Annotated in this window: 20 protein-coding genes and 1 pseudogene; 13 read left to right on the top strand and 8 right to left on the bottom strand. The window is 45.9% G+C overall.

Going from position 1 to position 19,001, the window contains the following annotated elements:
- Positions 1-63: 63 nt before the first annotated feature.
- Positions 64-711, bottom strand: coding sequence for a molybdate ABC transporter substrate-binding protein (gene modA, locus JCM19037_RS02115; protein ID WP_052363454.1), 648 nt, complete (start codon positions 709-711; stop codon positions 64-66).
- A gap of 156 nt (positions 712-867) precedes the next feature.
- Here modA and JCM19037_RS02110 point away from each other — a divergent pair, with 156 nt between their 5' ends.
- The 3 genes and pseudogenes from JCM19037_RS02110 to JCM19037_RS28095 all read left to right on the top strand — a co-directional run bounded on the left by JCM19037_RS02110 (position 868) and on the right by JCM19037_RS28095 (position 2,718).
- Complete coding sequence (locus tag JCM19037_RS02110) at positions 868-1,362, top strand: Lrp/AsnC family transcriptional regulator (protein ID WP_042397329.1); 495 nt, start codon at positions 868-870, stop codon at positions 1,360-1,362.
- Positions 1,362-2,201 carry a PLP-dependent transferase gene (locus JCM19037_RS28100; RefSeq protein ID WP_052363453.1) on the top strand — a complete coding sequence of 280 codons (840 nt, stop codon included), beginning with the start codon at positions 1,362-1,364 and terminating at the stop codon, positions 2,199-2,201. The genes JCM19037_RS02110 and JCM19037_RS28100 overlap by 1 nt, the downstream gene beginning before the upstream one ends.
- Positions 2,084-2,718 (top strand): annotated as a pseudogene (locus JCM19037_RS28095) (PLP-dependent transferase). The gene JCM19037_RS28100 and the pseudogene JCM19037_RS28095 overlap by 118 nt, the downstream one beginning before the upstream one ends.
- A gap of 194 nt (positions 2,719-2,912) precedes the next feature.
- Here JCM19037_RS28095 and JCM19037_RS02100 read toward each other — a convergent pair.
- The 4 genes from JCM19037_RS02100 to JCM19037_RS02090 all read right to left on the bottom strand — a co-directional run bounded on the left by JCM19037_RS02100 (position 2,913) and on the right by JCM19037_RS02090 (position 5,498).
- A complete protein-coding gene (locus JCM19037_RS02100; RefSeq protein ID WP_042397326.1) occupies positions 2,913-3,293 on the bottom strand; it encodes a hypothetical protein in 381 nt (126 codons plus the stop codon).
- 143 nt (positions 3,294-3,436) lie between these two features.
- Positions 3,437-4,159, bottom strand: coding sequence for an AAA family ATPase (locus JCM19037_RS02095; protein WP_238544500.1), 723 nt, complete (start codon positions 4,157-4,159; stop codon positions 3,437-3,439).
- Positions 4,160-4,176: 17 nt separating this feature from the next.
- Positions 4,177-4,443 carry a hypothetical protein gene (locus JCM19037_RS21840; protein ID WP_052363450.1) on the bottom strand — a complete coding sequence of 89 codons (267 nt, stop codon included), beginning with the start codon at positions 4,441-4,443 and terminating at the stop codon, positions 4,177-4,179.
- Between the two features lie 5 nt (positions 4,444-4,448).
- Positions 4,449-5,498 (bottom strand): aliphatic amidase, encoded by a 1,050-nt coding sequence (locus JCM19037_RS02090; RefSeq protein WP_042397407.1) that lies wholly within the window; start codon positions 5,496-5,498, stop codon positions 4,449-4,451.
- Between the two features lie 336 nt (positions 5,499-5,834).
- Between JCM19037_RS02090 and JCM19037_RS02085 the strand changes: the two genes are divergently transcribed.
- From JCM19037_RS02085 to JCM19037_RS02060, 7 genes are all read left to right on the top strand, one after another.
- Entirely contained in the window at positions 5,835-6,872 is a 1,038-nt protein-coding gene (locus JCM19037_RS02085) for a transporter substrate-binding protein (RefSeq protein ID WP_042397325.1), read from the top strand.
- On the top strand, positions 6,791-8,464 hold the full coding sequence (locus JCM19037_RS21835) for a sigma-54-dependent Fis family transcriptional regulator (protein WP_193744633.1): 1,674 nt from the start codon (positions 6,791-6,793) through the stop codon (positions 8,462-8,464). The genes JCM19037_RS02085 and JCM19037_RS21835 overlap by 82 nt, the downstream gene beginning before the upstream one ends.
- Positions 8,465-9,528: 1,064 nt before the next feature.
- Positions 9,529-11,115 (top strand): ATP-binding protein, encoded by a 1,587-nt coding sequence (locus JCM19037_RS02075; RefSeq protein WP_052363448.1) that lies wholly within the window; start codon positions 9,529-9,531, stop codon positions 11,113-11,115.
- On the top strand, positions 11,112-11,801 hold the full coding sequence (locus tag JCM19037_RS02070) for a response regulator (protein ID WP_042397322.1): 690 nt from the start codon (positions 11,112-11,114) through the stop codon (positions 11,799-11,801). Before JCM19037_RS02075 ends, JCM19037_RS02070 begins: the two co-directional genes overlap by 4 nt.
- A gap of 113 nt (positions 11,802-11,914) precedes the next feature.
- Positions 11,915-13,606: a DASS family sodium-coupled anion symporter gene (locus JCM19037_RS02065; RefSeq protein WP_042397319.1), complete on the top strand. Its 1,692-nt coding sequence runs from the start codon at positions 11,915-11,917 to the stop codon at positions 13,604-13,606.
- A 98-nt stretch (positions 13,607-13,704) separates the two neighbouring features.
- Positions 13,705-13,950, top strand: a complete 246-nt coding sequence (locus tag JCM19037_RS26475) for a hypothetical protein (RefSeq protein ID WP_238544495.1) — start codon at positions 13,705-13,707, stop codon at positions 13,948-13,950.
- Entirely contained in the window at positions 13,950-14,549 is a 600-nt protein-coding gene (locus tag JCM19037_RS02060) for a GNAT family N-acetyltransferase (protein WP_238544494.1), read from the top strand. Before JCM19037_RS26475 ends, JCM19037_RS02060 begins: the two co-directional genes overlap by 1 nt.
- A 40-nt stretch (positions 14,550-14,589) precedes the next feature.
- Here JCM19037_RS02060 and JCM19037_RS02055 read toward each other — a convergent pair whose 3' ends face one another.
- Positions 14,590-14,799: a hypothetical protein gene (locus JCM19037_RS02055; RefSeq protein WP_042397316.1), complete on the bottom strand. Its 210-nt coding sequence runs from the start codon at positions 14,797-14,799 to the stop codon at positions 14,590-14,592.
- A gap of 206 nt (positions 14,800-15,005) precedes the next feature.
- Here JCM19037_RS02055 and JCM19037_RS02050 point away from each other — a divergent pair, with 206 nt between their 5' ends.
- Positions 15,006-16,511, top strand: a complete 1,506-nt coding sequence (locus JCM19037_RS02050; protein WP_042397315.1) for an AbgT family transporter — start codon at positions 15,006-15,008, stop codon at positions 16,509-16,511.
- A gap of 213 nt (positions 16,512-16,724) precedes the next feature.
- Here JCM19037_RS02050 and JCM19037_RS02045 read toward each other — a convergent pair whose 3' ends face one another.
- On the bottom strand, positions 16,725-17,348 hold the full coding sequence (locus JCM19037_RS02045; RefSeq protein ID WP_052363447.1) for a GNAT family N-acetyltransferase: 624 nt from the start codon (positions 17,346-17,348) through the stop codon (positions 16,725-16,727).
- Between the two features lie 14 nt (positions 17,349-17,362).
- Entirely contained in the window at positions 17,363-17,608 is a 246-nt protein-coding gene (locus JCM19037_RS21830) for a hypothetical protein (RefSeq protein WP_052363446.1), read from the bottom strand.
- Between the two features lie 184 nt (positions 17,609-17,792).
- Between JCM19037_RS21830 and JCM19037_RS28090 the strand changes: the two genes are divergently transcribed.
- Together JCM19037_RS28090 and JCM19037_RS28085 are read left to right on the top strand one after the other, a co-directional pair.
- Positions 17,793-18,500, top strand: a complete 708-nt coding sequence (locus JCM19037_RS28090; RefSeq protein WP_042397312.1) for an ABC transporter permease — start codon at positions 17,793-17,795, stop codon at positions 18,498-18,500.
- A 32-nt stretch (positions 18,501-18,532) separates the two neighbouring features.
- On the top strand, positions 18,533-18,985 hold the full coding sequence (locus JCM19037_RS28085) for an ABC transporter permease (RefSeq protein WP_042397309.1): 453 nt from the start codon (positions 18,533-18,535) through the stop codon (positions 18,983-18,985).
- Positions 18,986-19,001 lie beyond the last annotated feature (16 nt).

The raw sequence follows: 19,001 nt of genomic DNA, 5'->3' as shown, positions 1-19,001 counted from the left end.
GATTCGAAAATATGTAACGGCTCGTCCGTCTGCAGCCAGTCATAGAAGTGTTTCGCTTGTTCGCTAACATCCCCGATTAGACCGATCGGATAGACGATCGGTTCGTGCTATCTTCCGGTGCGAGTGCAACCGATTGGACGCTTCTGTACTTAGCGCATCCGTTTGATACACAATGCCAACATCTGCATTGCCTGTTTCCACATAAGTAAGTACTTGCCGAACATCTTGTCCGTACACAAACTGATCCTCAAGTTCGGTATGTAGATTCATAGTTTCTAATACTTGGGCAGCATATTTCCCGGCTGGAACAGACTCGGGATGACCGACTGCAATACGTTGGAAGTCTACTGTCGTGAGGTCAGACCAGTCGGCAATCTCCATCTCTAGTGTTGATATGAGTTGTAGCCGGTTACGCAGTAAAGCAGTGGTTTGGCTTACCTCTCCTAGATCAACGAGCATTTCCATGTCAGATTCGGCGGCAGAAATAAACACATCCACAGGCGCTCCTTGCACAATTTGTTGCCTAAGTTGTCCAGAAGAGCCGTAGTTCATAATCAGTTCCACATGTTCTTCCTCTTCATACATCTCTTCTATATCACCGAGTGCGTCGGATAAGCTTGCCGCTGCCATCACATGAACTTGCTCTGCCTCCTCACCATTCGCACACGCCATAAGCATACTCGCCGCTATCATGATCCACACCTTTTTCATCGATCAACACCTCTTTATAATTCCATTCTAATGATTCTGACGAACAAATGAAAGCAAAGCAAAAAATGAATCTATTTATATATAAACGTAGTTACACCTTCATTTCTTTTGATTGTTTGTTAATATTAAGAATAATCAATACTAGGAGGCGTCTTCATGGTAAAATCATTAGTAGATTACAAGCTCGACGATACCGACCGGGTGCTACTCGAATTGCTTCAACAAGAAGCCCATTTGTCGAACGTCGATTTGGCTCGCCGCATTAATCTCTCTCCTCCAGCGACACATGCCCGGGTCAAACGTTTAGAGGAAGCAGGCATCATTGAACGCTATGTCACGATCTTAAATAAAGACCGACTCGGCTTTGATCTGCTCTGCTTTATTTATGTAGGCATGAATGCGCATCAAAGAAAGCATATCGATTTCTTTCAAGAAAAGGTTGTGCGTATGCCTGAAGTGTTGGAGTGTCATCACGTAACGGGCGAGTATGATTATATTCTAAAAGTATTATTAAAAAACAGTCATGACTTGAAAACGTTTATTGTTGAGAATTTGAGTGCATTGCCGAGTGTGACGCGCATTCAGACTAGTGTGTCGTATGGCGAAGTAAAATCGTCGACGGCGTTGCCTATCCAAAAGGAGGAATTATAATGACGGGTGTTCAAAAGTATATTGACCGAGGGATGGAAAAATTGCAGGCGGAAACGACCCGCAAGCAGATGATGAAAACGAAGCGATTTGACACGATTGCCGCGCACGGTTTGTATGGGATGGAAGATGCGATGGCAAATCAGGGAAGCATTATGGAACCGCTTACTGTTTCACCAGCCCAGCATTTCGAGAATTCCGATCATCTGGAAGCTGCGCTTTCTTACCAAACACCTGCGTGGGGGTATACGCGTATTCATAACCCGACGCTTCACTACCTTGAAGGCACACTTGCCCTACTTGAAGGCTATGGCTCAGACGTCGAGACGTCTGCGGTTATGACGAGTTCTGGAATGAGTGCGATCTTCATGGCAACGAATCCGTTTTTACAAGCTGAGACGGACGGTATGAACTTCGTTGCCGATGCGAAATGTTATGGAGGTACGTTCATGTTGTTCGATGAACGCTATCAAAATGAACGGGGCATTGACGTGCGTTGGGTGCAAGACACGGCCAATATTGATGCATGGGCGACGCGCATTGATGACGAGACGCGCTTCCTTTATGTTGAGATGCCGTCCAATCCTTCATTGACGGTGGCAGACCTTGAACCATTGGCGAATCTCGCCCATGATCACGGCATTCCACTCATCGTTGATTCGACACTCACAACCCCTGCCCTCATGCGTCCGATCTGCACGGTGCGGACATTGTCGTGCATTCCATTAGTAAAGCGATCGGCGGAAGCGGATCAGCGATTGCTGGTGCCATCGTTGCCAAACACCATATCCCGAGCCGTGTCGGTACCGATGAAATGCGGGAAAACTTCACTGGCTACGTGAAGCTTTGGCCGATGCGCGACCACGGCACATCACTGTCTCCACTAAGTGCTCACTTTATTCTCAACGATTTGCGTACGTACGCACGCGCGTAGACGTAATGAGCAAAAATGCGATGCGCGTTGCCGAGTTTCTAGAGGCACATGACATGGTTGAGGCGGTTCATTACCCAGGTCTTCGCTCCAATGCTGGACATGCAACTGCCTCCAAGTATATGTGGCTCGCAGATGGCGACGAGTCTGGAAACGCCGTCAATCGGTACGGTCATTTGATGAGCTTTATGGTAAAAGGTGGCGCTGAAGCCGCTCGGAATACACTTGATCGCCTCCAAATCATTTGGCGAGCGACGGATCTTGGCCGCCATAAAAGTGTTGCGGTTATCCCAGCCATTTCCACACACCAGCAACAAGGCGAGGAAGGCCGGGAGCTGGCCGGCATTCCAGCTAACCTCATTCGCCTGTCCATCGGCGTTGAGCACCCTGCTGACTTAATGGATGAACTAGATCAAGCGTTAAGGTAACGGCTTGGAGGATAGAATCCCCCTCGGAAGCATTCGTGCGACCGGGTGGGGGCGGTCGCTTAGCAATATGTGAATCTGCGCTCCAGTTGAAGCAATCTGCGCGCTAGTTTGCTTAAAAAGTCCATCTTTTTGCCGATTTCTCGCCAACTAGAGCGCAACATCTACAAACTCGCGCGCAGTTTCTAACCACACCCCTACTCCAGCTCGAGCACTTCTTCAAATTGTTCGCCTTCTGCCATCGTCCAAATCATCGTCACTTCAATGGTGCGATCTTCATCTGTTAATGCACATCCAGTGCAACCCGCTTCGGTTGTAATCGCTGAGCTACCGGAGTCAAAAGTGGTTCCTCGTATTTCAAAACTGTAGTCTGTAACAACATCAATACTCTCTACTTCTTCGTAATTGTCTGGCAAGTAGTGAAATGTGTAAAAGGCGGTTTCTTGGCTTTCATGCGCTTGAACGGCTTCGAACTCAATTTCCCACGTATCACTTTCGGCATGCTTGAATATGGATTGCTGACAGCCGGCCAAGATGAGTATCAGACCAATCCATAACCATGGCCATTTCCTTGTCATTGACAACACCCTTATATTTGTATGATTTATTACTTATATTTTATATTATCACAAAATTCAAACCTGAACTCATTGAACTCTTGCTCTATACATTGGCCCACTATAAATCGAGGCCGTTCATTAGTTGAACGGCCTCGTATCATTTATTGATTGATGGATGTATTTTTAATCGTAATTTCTCTTTCTCGTCCAAGGAATTCACCGGATTCCCCTGCGACAAGTCGTTTGGCTAAAGGTACTTCTACGCTCCGGCGAAAGCTCCTTTTTAGTGCACGGGCACCGTATTTAGCGTCATACCCTTCGTCAATGAGCCGTGTCACGAACGGCGCTTCGAGGGAAACGGAACTGTTATGACGCTTGAGACGCGCATTGAGGTCCGCAGTGTACATGTTTACAATCTGCTTCGCTACATCCGTCTCTAATCGGTTGAATTGCAAAATGTCGTCGATGCGATTGATGAACTCCGGCAAAAACGTTTCTTCTAGTTTCTCTTGCACAATCCTTTTGACTTCATCGCTCGTTTGATCAGCGTGTTGCAAAATATCTTTCGATGCAAGATTGCTCGTCATAAACACGATCGTATTCGTAAAATCGAGATCAACTTGTCCACTCGTCACCCGTAAGCGCCCGTGGTCAAAAACGTTCAATAGTGTGAGAATCACTTCATGATCTGCTTTTTCAATCTCATCGAACAAAACGATGCCAGGCTTACTGTACGTGCCTTCGATGTATTCCTTGTTAAAAAGGGTGGTGCCCTCTTTACTCCCGACGTACCCCGGCGGGGCGCCAGTCAACGCCGCGCTGTAATGTTCGGTGGAAAGTGTGTTCATATCGATGCGACAAAAACGGTCCGCTTCCCCGTAAATGCTTTCAGCAACGATCCTTACAACTTCGGTTTTGCAACGCCAGTTGGCCCAAGGAACAATCCTGTGTACAGCGGCCGTGTCGTGTCACTAATATCGGCTTTGACGAGGGAGAGCATATCCTCCATATTCGCCATCACATGTTCTTGCCCAAAAATCCGAGATTGCAACTTGTCCATCACATGGGCAACGTCGAACCGATAACGTGAGCCCGCATCTTTTGTAACCGGCTTTTTTTCTTCGCCGTTTGTTTCGTAATGGTTTAGTTTGTCATTGATGAACGGCATCGCGGTTATTTACGTCCCGCTTCTTTTTCTTTTCCTTCATGCGGGATGCCTTCAATAGGACTTTCGGCTGTTCCGACTGCTCTTCGCGTAATCTGCTCCACGTTGTCTCGCGCCTTTTCAGCGTCCATCACCCACGTACGGTAAAAATCAAACGGACATTCTGCTACGCCGCGGTCTCCTTCTCCAGATTGAATAAGCCCGGTATACCCTCGGTGAAGCAGCTTAAACAAGTGATTTTGTGACTGCCAGTTCGAACGAGCATCACGAATTTGCGAGACCGACAACTCGGCGTATTGGATGCCGTACTCTTCAGTTCCACACGAACCGAGCGTACTGCCATCAAAGCCGATAATGCTAGAATGACCGAAATAAGAATACACACCATCAAAACCAGTAGCATTCGCAACTGCCACATAACAGTTGTTCATCCAGCTCATCGTTTTAGAAACGTTAATCTGTTGTTCTTTTGACGGATACATATATCCTTGGCAACGAACAATTAACTCCGCACCTTTCATCGCACAATCACGCCAAATCTCAGGATAGTTGCCGTCATCACAAATGATTAAGCTAATCATCATCCCCTTCGGACCTTCCACGACGTGGGTTGTGTCTCCTGGATACCAAGGTTCAATCGGATTCCAAGGAAGAATCTTACGATATTTCTGCACGATTTCTCCGTGGTTGTTCATGAGAATGAGTGTGTTGTACGGGGTTTTGTTCGGATGATCTTCATGTTGCTCCCCCGTTAATGAGAATACTCCCCATACGTTTGCTTTTTTACACGCCTCAGCAAAGATTTCTGTTTCCGGACCTGGAATCGTCGTTGCTGTCTCATACATCTCTTGTTCATCGTACATAATGCCGTGTGTACTGTACTCAGGAAAAATGACGAGATCCATACCCGGTAACCCTTTTTTCATTCCTACGACCATATCAGCAATTTTTCGACTGTTTTCAAGAACTTCTTCTCTCGTATGCAACCTTGGCATCTTATAATTGACGACTGCGGTTCCGACCGTATCATTACTGCTTGAAATATCTCCATGTCTCATTGCGTTATCCCTCCAAATGTAAGGTTCGTTCATGTGTATTGCAAAAACTGTACCAACGACAAAAATCCCTTTACTATGGAGAATCTCTTTAACGACCATTGTTCACACTTGTTCAGTTTGTTCATTTCTGTTCATATTGGTAAACTATTCTTAATTTTAAAAAGTGAACAGGAGGGACGCCGATGCAACTCATCGACGTCGGTTTGCTCTTCTCACTATCAGCACAATGGCTGTTAGTGAACGTGGGCAGTATCAAGCGGTTATGCACGGAATTGATGAGATTAATCGTTATAGTGATCAAACAGGATTTCGTTTCGTTCCTCATTTTAAAGATACGTGTTCAGACCTGATGTCGCCTATCAAGTGACGAAAGAGTTGCTCGAGCAAGGGGTTCATTATTTCATCGGCCTCTACACGTCCGCTAGTCGAAAGCGTATCCTCCCCTTATTAGATCAGTTCGACGGTTTGCTTTTGTACCCAACACAATACGAAGGAAAAGAAGCACATTCTTCGGTCATCTATTGCGGCCCAACACCGAATCAATCACTGTTAAGCTTCGTCCCTTGGCTCATGCAAGAAGAAGGGACTCGCTTTGCATTGATTGGGTCCGATTACATTTATCCAAGAGAAATGAACGTATACCTTCATGCGCTAATGAAGCAATACGGTGGCAGCATCGTCCGCGAATCTTATTTTTCATTAGGGGAACGTTCATTTGAACGGGAGTTGAACAAAATTGAACAACTTCGTCCAGATGTCATTTTTTCAACTCTCGTCGGAGACAGCGTGATTCACTTTTACGAACAGAGTGAGTTGCTCACCCCTCATATCCCGATTGCTAGCACGATAACGTCTGAAACAGAGTTCGCCGAGATGCAGCTTACGGGTGAACAGCGACATTATTCCTGTTTTCCTTACTTTCAGTCCAGCACGAATGCGAGCAATGCCCGCTTTTTGAATGACTTCAACGTCCCCCTTGTGAGCTCAGCTATGGAAGGAGCGTACAATTGTGTGCATTTATTGGCAGAAGGGATGAACAAAGCCAACCACCCGTCAGAAGTAAAGACAAAGATGACGAACAGGATGCACAGTGCGCCACGGGGTGACATTTTCGTTGATCCTGATAACCAACACGTACATATGAAAACCCGAATTGGCGAACACGAAGCTGACGGGCGCTTTCAGGTACGGTTTGAATCGGAGAAACGTGTCGCTCCGACGCCTTTTACGTTTCTTGATAAGAAGTTACAGCGGCGGCAACGACCACAAAGCCCGATGACTACGGGCTCGCCTTGCTACAGCAGTCGATCTTTGAATCGGCTAGTTTCTACCCTCATCCGCTCCTCATGTTCACGCGTGACGGCTATTTGCTAGACCCTACACATCCCTATGCACACACGTTACCGAATGCATGTCAAGATACAGCATCGACGATTTGGAAGAGCGATATTTGGCGGGGCACAGCGGTTAGAGACGTGCTAAAAACGGAGAAGCCTCATACTTCAACGAGCGCCGAGCACCTTCACGGCTTAGGCGATTGGCACATTGTGAGCATGCCGGTCTTTAAAGATGCTGAGTTGTTAGGAGCACTTGCTGCCTTCATACCGAGCGGTGAATCTGTGGACGGCCCCGTGCATACAGGACAATTCCAAGCCTTGACGTCCGTTGTGCACATAGTGGTGGAGAACGAAACGCAGCGAAATGAAACCCAATTTATGTATACACTTCTAAAGAACATCTCTTCTCACTATGAAGACGGCTTGATTGTGAAAAAAGAAGAAGAAATTGTCTTTATGAACGATTTAGGCCGAGAATACGTGAAGGAATTCTCTAGTGACTTACGGATGTTAGTGCAGTACAATTTCGATTCGATTACGCAAACGACGCTAGAAACGTTGCAGCGCTCAGATCACGTTCTATTTCATATCCGGGTCATTCCATCCGGCAGTTACCGCTACATCTACCTGTCCAAAAAAACGCGGGGGGAACGCCCGTATGCGGGGGATTCTCAGCTGAAAACTCCTAGGATCGACACGATTACGGGCAAGAACCCGTTGTTCCAAAAGGCGTTATCGCTCGCTCAAACGGCAGCAGCGAATATGGCGAATGTGATGTTGCTCGGGCAAAGTGGGACGGGCAAAGAAGTGGTTGCAAAAGCGATCCATTATGAGAGTGATCGCCGGGACAAGCCGTTTGTGGCGTTGAACTGCGCTGCGATTAGTGAGAACCTGATCAACTCTGAGTTGTTCGGATACGTGGAGGGGGCATTTACTGGCGCGAAAAAAGGGGGAAGCAAAGGAAAGTTCGAACAAGCGCATGGGGGAACGCTTTTTTTAGATGAGATTGGTGACATGCCGATTCGTTTGCAGGCGGTGCTGTTGCGCGTGCTTCAAGAGAAGGAAATAACTCGGGTCGGGGGCCACCAGACGATTCCTGTCGATGTGCGCATCATTGCCGCCACGAACAAGGATTTGCATGAAGAAATTGCTTACAGCGGCACGTTTAGAGGAGACTTGTTCTATCGTTTGAACGTGTTTACGATAGAGCTACCTACGCTTGCAGAACGAAGGGACGACACGCCGCTGCTCGTTGAGGATTTCTTAAAGAAACTCGCGCCGGATAGGAAGAAGACGGTTAGCCACGCGGCGATGCATCGGCTGCAATCGTATCATTGGCCGGGCAACGTGCGCGAGCTGCAAAATGTGATCGAACAGGCGTATTACTTGTCTGAGCCTGGTGACCAGATCGGTATTGAGCACCTTCCTGATCTGCTCAGTGACCAGTCTTCATCTCAGCGGGTGTACGAGCAGATGACTCACCGTCGCGAGCACATTGAAAAAGAAACGATTTTACATGCGCTCATCCGAACGAACCGCAACATCTCACAAGCCGCCAGAGAACTGAACATGTCTAGAACGACACTTTATAAGAAGATTCGAGAGTATCGCTTAGAAGTGCACAGTTAAAGTTGCTAGGCGGTGAGCAGTTGGTAGACTTCCTAAATATGTGGGTCAACGATGTTGAAAAGGGGTGCTTGTTGTCGAAAGCGTGCACTCGCTTGTCGAATATGTGCACTTCCGTGTCGAAAGCGTGCACTTATCGTTTGCGCACCCCTCACATCGACGTGTGTCAAATATTCAACCAGTATGTGTCTATCTCCTAGGTACAATACCAGCTCGCTCACAATAGGGAACTTCCACAAGTGTTGAGCGTTGGCGCGGGGCGTAGATCGGAAATCTCACCATATAAAGACCAACGGTAAGATTTCAGCCAAGTATGCGATCAAATTTGAAAGAATCTTACTATAGAGGTTGATGGGCAACTGAAGTATTGATCATTCCAATGATCAATACTTCAGTTATCTTCAAAAGTCGCTGTGTGCAATTTAACCTACACGTATAATATGTAGTCATCTACGTCCAATTGATGATGGGCTAGAAATTGTCGTTCCGGCCGCATGCGCCCCGAAACCGAACCCTAGTTTACAGATTATGTACCCAAGCTGCCGCTTTGGCCCTCGAATCGGTGGTACAGTTTTCAACCTATCCGCGGCCCCGCGACGAGCAGACGTCGCCACAACTCCTTATATACACCGGTTGGCCCACCAGCCACGCATTCACAGATCACTAAAAAGGGAAAGTGAAATCGTACAACAGAGTTTCGCTCGTTAAAAAATAGAAAATCCCACATAGACCACTTTATGAGGGATTTTCTTCAATCAGGCACCATTTTTTACAGGAATCCCCACATTGAAAGGTTAAATCCCTCATAGAAGGTTATATGAGGGGATTCTTACCGATTGCAGCACGCCATGTTGTTCGAATCCCCACATAGGTCGGAGCCGATGTATCGCATTAACATGAAACTAGAGATTGGGATGCTGCTTTTTCAGTGACTTCGCGCATGAAAGCATTATTCACACCCTTCAAGAAACATCCACAGCTCCTGCGTTTTCCAATTCCAAGATGGCACACGCCGCTTAATTTCCCTATAATAGACGTTATGAAGTTGTGCAGGGAGGGGGCAACGTATGAATCCAACGAAATGGCGTTTTCAGTATCGAATGATGCTGATTACTTCGTTGTTGCTGCTCGTAACATTGCTGTTGGCGGGATTATTGATTGCCCAGTCGCAAGCGAACCAGACACGGGAGTCGCTCGAGCAACAAGCGATGCTCAGCGCGACGCACCTTGCCGTGAATCCGCTCGTCATTTCTGCCCTCGTCTCTGACGAGCCAAATGCCGAGTTAAGTGAAATTGCAGCACGTTTACGCGAGGACAATGATTTGCTTTATATCGTTATTATGGATATGGACGGAATTCGGCTGACTCACCCAACGGCTGAACAAGTCGGGGAACGATTTGTCGGCGATGATGTTCACGCAGTACTTGCGAATGGCGATCGGTATACATCAGAAGAAGTCGGCACACTCGGCCCGTCGATGCGTGCGTTTCACCCGGTGATGAATGAGGAGAATCAGATCGGTGCGATTTCTGTTGGCATCTCCACTCAGCGTATTGAAGATTCGATTTTCCAAAGTCAACAGATCGTGTTTATTGCGACAGGGGTGAGCATGCTCATTGGTGCTGCTGGTGCATGCCTTCTTGCTTTGCGTCTCAAACGCACGTTACATAACCTCGAGCCCGAAGCCATCGCTCAACGCCTGAAAGAGCGTGAAGCAATGCTTGAAAGTGTGCAAGAAGGGGTGATCGCAACCGATAATGAAGGAACGATCATCGTGATGAACGAGGCGGCAATACATGCACTTGAAAAAGATCACGTCGGTAAGCCGTTGAACGACGTGTGGCCGAAGTTCCCGATTTCAGAACCACTTTGGCACGACCGGAAAGTGCTCGATGACTTGCAAGTGTTCCAAGATACGCAAATGATTACGAACAGAATTCCGGTAAAGGTCGGTAACGATACGGTTGGTGCGCTCGTGACGTTTCGAAATCGGAATGAATTGGACCAAGCGCTAGAACGGTTGTCAGGGGTCGAGCATTATGCACAAGCTTTACGTTTCCAAACGCATGAATTTATGAACAAACTTCATGTAATCGGAGCGATGGTGCATACGAAGTCTTTTGAAGAGCTACAGGAATATGTTGATTACTTATCTGACCAATACAACGCTGGCATCAACGAAATTGCAACGTATGTTAAAGACATCACGCTTGCCGGATATGTTGCAAATCAGATCGACCGCTTAGAAAAAGCGGATGTGAACGTGACGCTCTCTGGCAATGGCGGCTGGCTAATTTTGACAGAGCCGAGGCATATTGATCGGTGGATTACGATCATTGGCAACGCGTTAAACAATGCGTATGAAGCGATGATTGGTCAAGAACAAAAACGGATGACGCTCTCTTTTGCAAGCCGTAACGATCAACTTGTTTTCGAGGTACAAGATAATGGAAAAGGCTTTGACACTTCCCAACTACCGGACTTGCTTAAGTCTGGGGTTTCAACGAACGGCGCTCATCGTGGGTTTGGTCTTACGATCATGACCAGAGCTGTGGAACAAGCAGGCGGAACGTATGCGTTTACCTCCTCAAAGGGAGAAGGAACGACATTAACGATCACAATGCCCGCTGAAGTAAAGGAGGACCACCGATGATTATTGTCGGGACGGTGGAAGATGAACCACTCGTCACTAAGTTTCACCAAAAATATGTAGAGATGCTCGAAGGCTTTCAATGGGCGGGGTCGGCAACGACACTTTCCGAAGGAAAATCACTCGTCACAAACACGGAGATGGATGTGTTGCTTTTGGATGTGTACTTGGAAAAAGAGAACGGTTTGGAATTGCTGCGCCACATCCGCAACCTTGACATTGACGTAGATGTGATTCTCGTCACATCAGCGAACGATCATGAAACCGTCCGTATCGGGGAACGTCTTGGGGTCGTTGATTACCTAGTCAAACCGTTCACCTTTCAACGGTTTCATGAAGCGATGTTTCGCTATCAACGTCTCGTGAGCGACCAACCGACGCTCTACAGCCAACATGAACTGGACCGCCGACTTCACAACTCAGATTATGATTTGGACGGCGACTTGCCAAAAGGGATTACGAAAGAAACAGCGCTTCGCATTTTGCACGCCTTTCATCACAATAACGAATGGTACACTGCCGCAGAACTGAGTACGATGACGAACATTTCTCACGTATCATTGCGCAAGTACTTGCGCTTTTTCGTTGAAAAAAAGTGGCTGGAAAAAGACCTCACCTATCAGCCGTCCGGTCGTCCGGTGCAACATTATTTATTGTCTTCACAAGGAAAACAACTACTGCAAACGTAACAGCCTTCTTTCAGGCTGTTTTTTCTTTTGCTTTCGTTTAATTAAAAAAGGTAGAAATTTGTCAAGAAATTGTGGAAAATGTGCGTAAGCGTTTTCAAGGGAGGTAATATTCAATGAAAGCTACATTTCAGACAACTTGGCAAAACTTATGGAAGCAACACCACCGAACAAAAGATCTTCTAAATATTTTTTCTTATAAAAAAGATGTCGATAAGGCGGCGAAGAAACGAGAACAGGATTCGCCCGACAACACCGCGAATGCACCTGGGAATGACGATAACGGGGACGACCAAAAGCCGAACAAACCGTACTCTCGTGCACAGCTTATTGGGTTATTGCTCGGTCCGACACTCTTTCTACTCATTTATTTATTCTTCGATCCTCCAGGGCTTGGACCAGACGGCGTTGCTGTACTTGCGGTTACGCTTTGGATTGCGACATGGTGGGTCACTGAAGCCTTACCGATTCCGGCAACATCTCTACTTCCCTTAATTTTGCTACCTACTACAGGGGCAATGGAAGGCGGGGACGTCGCTTCTGCTTATGGCGATGATATTATTTTCTTATTTCTAGGCGGTTTCTTCATTGCGACTGCAATGGAAAAGTGGAACTTGCATAAGCGGATGGCTTTATTTATCATCTCAGTCATCGGCACGAGTACCCAGCGTATATTGCTCGGGTTTATGTTAGCTACTGGTTTTATCTCGATGTGGGTATCCAACACGGCAGCGGTTATGATGATGATCCCTATGGGGCTTGCGATTACAGCCCAAGTCGCTTCTGCACTGAAAGGCAAACCTGAAGAAAAAGATTTTCCAAAGTTCGAGAAATCCCTTATCTTTGCTATCGGTTATGCCGGTACGATCGGCGGGGTCGGTACGTTAATTGGTACGCCTCCTAACATTATTCTTGCCGGTCAAATGCAGGAAATCTTCGGAATTGAAATCTCATTCGCTACGTGGATGCTGTTCGGGGTGCCGCTCGTTATTATTATGTTAGCGGTTGCTTGGCTGTACCTCGGTCGTATGGCCTTTAGAACGAGCATTAAGCACTTACCTGGCGGTAGAGAAGTGATACAAGAAGAGCGTCATAAACTCGGGAAAACGACCTATGAAGAGTGGATGGTCGGAATGGTGTTTTTACTCGCCGCCTTCCTCTGGATTACCCGTGGATTCTTCTGGTCAGGCGATGATGCACTCATCGTCGAAATTCCTGGCATCTCGGATGGACTGATCGCTGTTCTTGCCGCTGTACTTCTTTTCTCCATCCCAGCCGTTCGTGCTCAAGGAGGAAGAATTCTAACTTGGGCCGATTCTCGCGATATTCCTTGGGGAGTCCTCCTCCTGTTCGGTGGTGGTCTTGCCATCGCACAAGGGTTTACCTCATCTGGATTGTCCGATTGGTTAGGGGAGCAATTAACTGTTCTTGACGGATTCCACTTGTTTATTATTATTGCATCTGCAACACTACTCATCATGATGATGACAGAGATTACGTCAAACACTGCAACTGCAACGATGATTTTGCCAGTAGTAGCAGCACTTGCTGTTGCCCTCGACGTTCACCCATTTGCGCTCATGATTCCTTGTGCAATGGCTGCCAACATGGCGTTCATGTTACCAGTCGGTACACCGCCAAACGCCATTATGTTCGGTACTGGGAAACTTCGAATCATTGAAATGGTGAAAACCGGTTTTGCATTAAATATCGTAGCTACAATTGTCATCGTTCTTGGTGTCTACTTCCTCGTTCCACTCGTGTGGGGCATCGATTTATCCGTATTCCCAGAGACGTTACTTGATTAATGTATAATTTCCATCCGCTCATCACTCTTGTGAGCGGATTTTCTTATGCGTGCATGCTACAATGGCACTAAACGCGTTTTAGAAAGTGGAGGCTTGAGATGATTCGACAGTTACACGCAGAAGATCGCTCAGTATTTGCGCGAATGCATACAGGCATCGAAGACGATTACATCTTACATATTTTTGACCGGCTCGTAACAGGAAATAGCTATTTATACGGATTGTTTATCGAAGAACAACTCGTCACCATCGGTGGCTTCACCATTTTCCAGAACACGTATGCCATGCTCGGACGCTTGCGAACCGACACCCGCTACCGCGGCAGAACCTGTCCACAAAGCTGATGGAAACCGTCATTGACAAAGCCTTTTCCATTCCAGAAATACAATGGGTTGGGGCAAACACCCAAGAACACAATACGTCCGCCCGGCGAGTGTTAACGAAGCTAGGCCTCACACCGACAGCCACACTGCACGGAGCGACGACGCAACATCCTGAGCGCCTAACAAACGGAAGTGAGCGGTGGTCAGAAATCACCGACAAAACTGAAAAACTCCGATGGTTAGAGAAAGCGTACACGTCTTCAGGCAACGTCTTCCCGTATGAATGCTACTATCCGTTTCCGGCAACCCCATCATTATTTTCAGAAGACGACGTAGCAAACTGGCGCTTTTTTCAGAACGCAACTGAAGATCGCTTTTTCGTTGCGAAGAAAGATCAAAAGAAATACCATTATGTGCATCTTGCGTATCCGTGGCCAGATGCCGCCGATCAGCCCGGGTTGTGGGAAACCGTCACCACACTATTTGAGGAACAGACGAAAGAAACGGGTGACTTGACGTATGTTTGGTTGGACCTCACAAAAGAGATGGCCCGCACACTGCCTAGTGATCATCCGTTTGACCTCCCTTCTCCGTGGATCCTTCACGGCACGTATCGATAACAAAGACCGATCGAGCTACGTGTGTAGCTCGATCGGTCTTCTATTGTTGTTTATCATTGGCTTGCTGCTTCGCCCGATCTCTTCTTACCATATTCACAAAAATATCAATCGCAAATGAGAGAACGACAAACATAATAATGAGCGCATACCACGGCAGATCGTACCCAAGTACTCTCAGTACAACGATGAGCACAGCAGCGACGAGTAGATAGATCCACATGACTGTCCAATCAAACGCACGCTTTTTCATTGTTCAATCCCCTTGATTCAACATTCTCTAACTAGGATAAAAGAATTCAGCAACTTGTGCAACGAAATCGACCAGTCTACCGATCATTTCCATCAAAATAATTACCTATGACCGGTTGCATTCTAAATCAGAAGCAGATATAATTTTCGACATTATGTTCTGAATTTATCGAGATTTACCATTCACCAAGGATTGCGAGGCACCTTATGACGTCTGAAAAAAGTAAAAAATCACTCAAGTTTCTAAACACCATTGAACGCATCGGCAACAAATTGCCAGAACCGCTAATGATTTTTGTCATACTTATCGCAGCAGTTATCGGACTTTCTACCATCCTCGACTGGGCAGGGATGAGCGTTCTTCATCCTCAAGATGGCGAATTATTAGAAATCCGCAGCCTGCTCTCTGGAGAAGGCATTGAGTATATGGTCACGTCGCTCGTCGACAATTTCGTTGGCTTCGCGCCACTCGGGGTCGTCTTAACACTTATGATTGGCATCGGGCTTGCTGAACGTGTCGGATTGTTAGAATCCTTAATCAAAACACTCATGTTATCCGTTCCTGCATGGCTCGTGCCGTACATGGTCTTTTTTACAGGAAACTTTGCAACCGTTGCATCGGATGCCGCGTTTCTCATCGTTCCCCCACTCGCCGGAATGATTTATTACACACTCGGCAGACACCCTGTAGCTGGTATTATTACAGGTTTCGTCGGCGCATCCAGCGGTTACGGAACCGGTATACTGATTACATCAAACGAGCCGATGCTTGCCGGAATTACGAATGAAGCGGTCGCCATTCTCGGTGATGGCCGGATGGTTACCGCGGTCGACAACTACTTTTTTATGGTCGTTGGTGTACTCATCGTCACCCTCATCGCCGGTACGATTACGAGAAAAGTAACCGAGCCACGCCTCGGTACATTTGAAGGCACCAAAACGAAAGAAATCAAACCCGTTTCAAGCGAAGAGAAACGGGCGCTAAAAATTACCGGCGTCGTGGCGCTGCTATACGTTGTGATAATCACTACACTCGCTCTTTTTCCAGGGTCACCGTTACAAAATGAAGACGGCGGGCTCGTCCCTTCTCCTTTTCTCGATGGAATTGTATCCTTCTTACTCGTCTTCTTTATCATCGTCGGTCTCACTTACGGATTTTCCATGAAGAAAATCTCAGGAACAGCCGATGTGATGCGATACTCAGGAGAAGCGATTGCGAGCGTTCGAAACTTCGTTGTCATCATCTTCTTTATCGCGCAGTTCACGGCGTTTTTTGATTGGACAAACATCGGTCTTTGGATGGCCGTCAACGGTGCTGAATTTCTCATATCCGTAAATCTTACCGGCATGGTCACGATTGTCGGCGTCATCTTGCTGTCCGCGAAGATGACGCTCCTTATTACGAGTGGTTCAGGGTTGTGGGCCATATTAGCCCCTATCTTCGTACCGATGTTCATGCAGCTCGGCTACGACCCTGCCGTCGTTCAGATGGCTTATCGAATTGGGGACTCGGCAACAGGCATGATCACACCGCTCACACCATACATGATCGTCATACTCGGCTTCATCCGTGAGTGGGACAAACGAATTGGAATCGGGTCTCTCATCTCGTACACCTTACCGTACTCCATCCTCATACTCATTAGCTCAACCCTTCTTTTGCTCGGGTTCGCATGGCTCGGCATCCCGATTGGGCCAGGTGTTCATTTCTAGACGTTGCCCGGGGTTTTGCAAGCAAGGCAGCGAGTACCCGCAACGTTCTATGGTGTGATTTTCTACAATTGGACCCTTATCGTAGCTGAAATCTTACCATAGATGGATCAATGGTAAGATCTCTAGTTTCTATGGTGTGATTTCCAGCAAATCAGCAAGAAAAACAGCAAAAATCATCCTATAGAATGATCTATAGGATGATTTTTGTAAGGATTAAACTTGGGGCTTATACCAGTAAAACGAAAAATGGGAGTGTTCTTCAAAGCCGATATTCTTATAAAAAGAGTCGTCTGAAATGACGTATGCTTTTTTAGCGCCCATCAACCCGCACCGATGTAACGTTTCAAGAACCAATGCTTTCCCTAACCCTAACTTACGGTACGCTGGCTTTGTACATAATGGTTCAATATAAGCGTAGTCCGTTGTTTTGTCATACCAGCCCCCGCAATAAGCAGCAAAACCTGCTTGATTCTTCGCTACGATGTGAAGAGAAGAATCTAAATGTGGTGCCGTTAGCATTCTTTTCTGCACGTTGAGCGTTTTCTCGTCAAGAGGTAGAGGGCCTTCGTTTTCAAACCCTTCCCATAATACTTCATGGTGTTCATATAAGTCATTCTCTGGCTGCAAGTTGTGCAGTTGAAAGTCTGGATGTAATTCATAGTGTAAGTCAGCATTCTCTAAATCACATGCTAATACTTGTTCGGACTGTTGTGCAATTTCGAAGTTGTATTTTTCCAATAAAGCAATGCCAGCTTCATTTGCATCATTTACAGCAATTCCTAGACCTGTCTTGTCTTGAAAATTAGCAATCACATACTCCAGTAGTTGTTCTTCCAACGATTTGTACGCTGTTAGTGTCGCAAAGAAGCTTCGCCATTATAATGATCGTACGTCGCTAACCCTACAACTTCATCATCGTCAAACCATAAACCAATCGTATCCAATGATTCAATATCAAGTTCTGGATGGAAAAACATCCACTCCCAGCGTGCCCAATTCCAATTAATGTTCTGGCGACTCTCATCATTCAGCTTGATAAGAAATTGACAGACCGATTGGTAATCATCGTGAGCGAAATTTCTGAATTCCGTTTTCATATATTGCACTCCAGTCTACCCTATTATTTTTCAATACGCGTGAAGCACTGTCCTCATTACATCATAAGATGCGCCTCTTACGAGTACAACAAGTTTTCTAGCTTGAAGACACGAATACGCAAACCGGAAGTTTATGGTATCTTTATGTAACTACGTAAATTTAACTAAAGGTACAGGTGTATGAATGAGTGTAAAAACATTATGGGGTTCAAGAGTTCAGGAATATTATCGAAAGATGTTTCGGTACTATGCCATCATTGGAGCAAATGTTTTTTATTTCTTTCTGATCATTGGTAGTGTTCTCATTTATTTCTTTCATTTATTTGTGCAGTGGCTTCCTCCTGAACTAGCTGTTGAAGTCATTTTGTCACTCATTGTCACTTACATTTTAACCCAGACAAAAGTACGGACATTTGTTGAGAAGGCAGATATCCCCTTTTTGTTGCCATTAGAATCGCGATTAACACCGTATTTTATTCGATCACTCCTTTATAGTTGGGTAATTGATGTTAGTAAATTGGTGATTTTCTTAACGATTTTTATATCCTTATTTTTGGATACAACTTCTTTACATCTTCTCTTTCTTCTATTTATCGTGGCCATTGCTGGCTTTAACATCGTAATGAAGTGGATTGAACAATGGCTAGAGAACCGCATACAACTTTTGTTGCATCGGTTGAATCGTTTTCTTCTCCTTTATTTCATGGTTTATTTTCTGCTTAAAGATGACTGGATGTATGTACTGATATTCATGAGTGTACATGTCGTCTACATCCTTTATTTTATGAGAAAAAGAAGAACGTTGAATTGGCTGTGGCAAATTGATGAAGAAGAACGTGGCCGATTAAAAAACCTTAGATTTATTAACTTTTTCATTGATGTACCTATCTAAAACATTCTTTCCGGCGTAGACGATTGCTCACAATGATTGTGCAAAAGTGTATTCCCACCCGTCAGAGTCGTACATTCATCTATTTGTACGCACAGTTGTTTGTTAGACATAACGATTACTTTTACCTTTATTTGCGACTAACCCTCATTAGCATCGTTGTAAACTTTGCACTGCCAACAAGTGGTTGGGTTTTTCATCTGCTCATTGTATATATGACAGCTTCTCAAATCATCCCTTTACAACATCAACTAAAACAAACTGCCATGCTTTATCCAATCTCAAAAGCTCAAATAAAAGCCTCTTTCTTGAAGTTTGTTTTGATCATCTTATACGTACAATTATTTATCGTATCGGTCCCACTGTTTATTCATCTTTCTATAGCTAGCGTATTCGGTCTAGTCATCGGGAGTCTATTCGTTTACGTATTTGTGAATCACTTTCTCTCGAAGAGAGTCAATGTTTTAGAGAGTACTTTTAAAGAATAGGGAGTATAAAAGTATG

This window comes from Geomicrobium sp. JCM 19037 (genome assembly GCF_000698105.1).
GTDB lineage: Bacteria > Bacillota > Bacilli > Bacillales > Marinococcaceae > Geomicrobium_A.
This window is presented reverse-complemented; position numbering and strand designations above follow the sequence as displayed.

Coding starts and splice junctions, on each gene's coding strand:
- modA (WP_052363454.1), bottom strand. CDS start 711: ATGAAAAAGGTGTGGATCATGATAGCGGCGAGTATGCTTATGGCGTGT.
- JCM19037_RS02110 (WP_042397329.1), top strand. CDS start 868: ATGGTAAAATCATTAGTAGATTACAAGCTCGACGATACCGACCGGGTG.
- JCM19037_RS28100 (WP_052363453.1), top strand. CDS start 1,362: ATGACGGGTGTTCAAAAGTATATTGACCGAGGGATGGAAAAATTGCAG.
- JCM19037_RS02100 (WP_042397326.1), bottom strand. CDS start 3,293: ATGACAAGGAAATGGCCATGGTTATGGATTGGTCTGATACTCATCTTG.
- JCM19037_RS21840 (WP_052363450.1), bottom strand. CDS start 4,443: ATGCCGTTCATCAATGACAAACTAAACCATTACGAAACAAACGGCGAA.
- JCM19037_RS02090 (WP_042397407.1), bottom strand. CDS start 5,498: ATGAGACATGGAGATATTTCAAGCAGTAATGATACGGTCGGAACCGCA.
- JCM19037_RS02075 (WP_052363448.1), top strand. CDS start 9,529: ATGAATCCAACGAAATGGCGTTTTCAGTATCGAATGATGCTGATTACT.
- JCM19037_RS02070 (WP_042397322.1), top strand. CDS start 11,112: ATGATTATTGTCGGGACGGTGGAAGATGAACCACTCGTCACTAAGTTT.
- JCM19037_RS02065 (WP_042397319.1), top strand. CDS start 11,915: ATGAAAGCTACATTTCAGACAACTTGGCAAAACTTATGGAAGCAACAC.
- JCM19037_RS26475 (WP_238544495.1), top strand. CDS start 13,705: ATGATTCGACAGTTACACGCAGAAGATCGCTCAGTATTTGCGCGAATG.
- JCM19037_RS02060 (WP_238544494.1), top strand. CDS start 13,950: ATGGAAACCGTCATTGACAAAGCCTTTTCCATTCCAGAAATACAATGG.
- JCM19037_RS02055 (WP_042397316.1), bottom strand. CDS start 14,799: ATGAAAAAGCGTGCGTTTGATTGGACAGTCATGTGGATCTATCTACTC.
- JCM19037_RS02050 (WP_042397315.1), top strand. CDS start 15,006: ATGACGTCTGAAAAAAGTAAAAAATCACTCAAGTTTCTAAACACCATT.
- JCM19037_RS21830 (WP_052363446.1), bottom strand. CDS start 17,608: ATGAAAACGGAATTCAGAAATTTCGCTCACGATGATTACCAATCGGTC.
- JCM19037_RS28090 (WP_042397312.1), top strand. CDS start 17,793: ATGAGTGTAAAAACATTATGGGGTTCAAGAGTTCAGGAATATTATCGA.
- JCM19037_RS28085 (WP_042397309.1), top strand. CDS start 18,533: ATGATTGTGCAAAAGTGTATTCCCACCCGTCAGAGTCGTACATTCATC.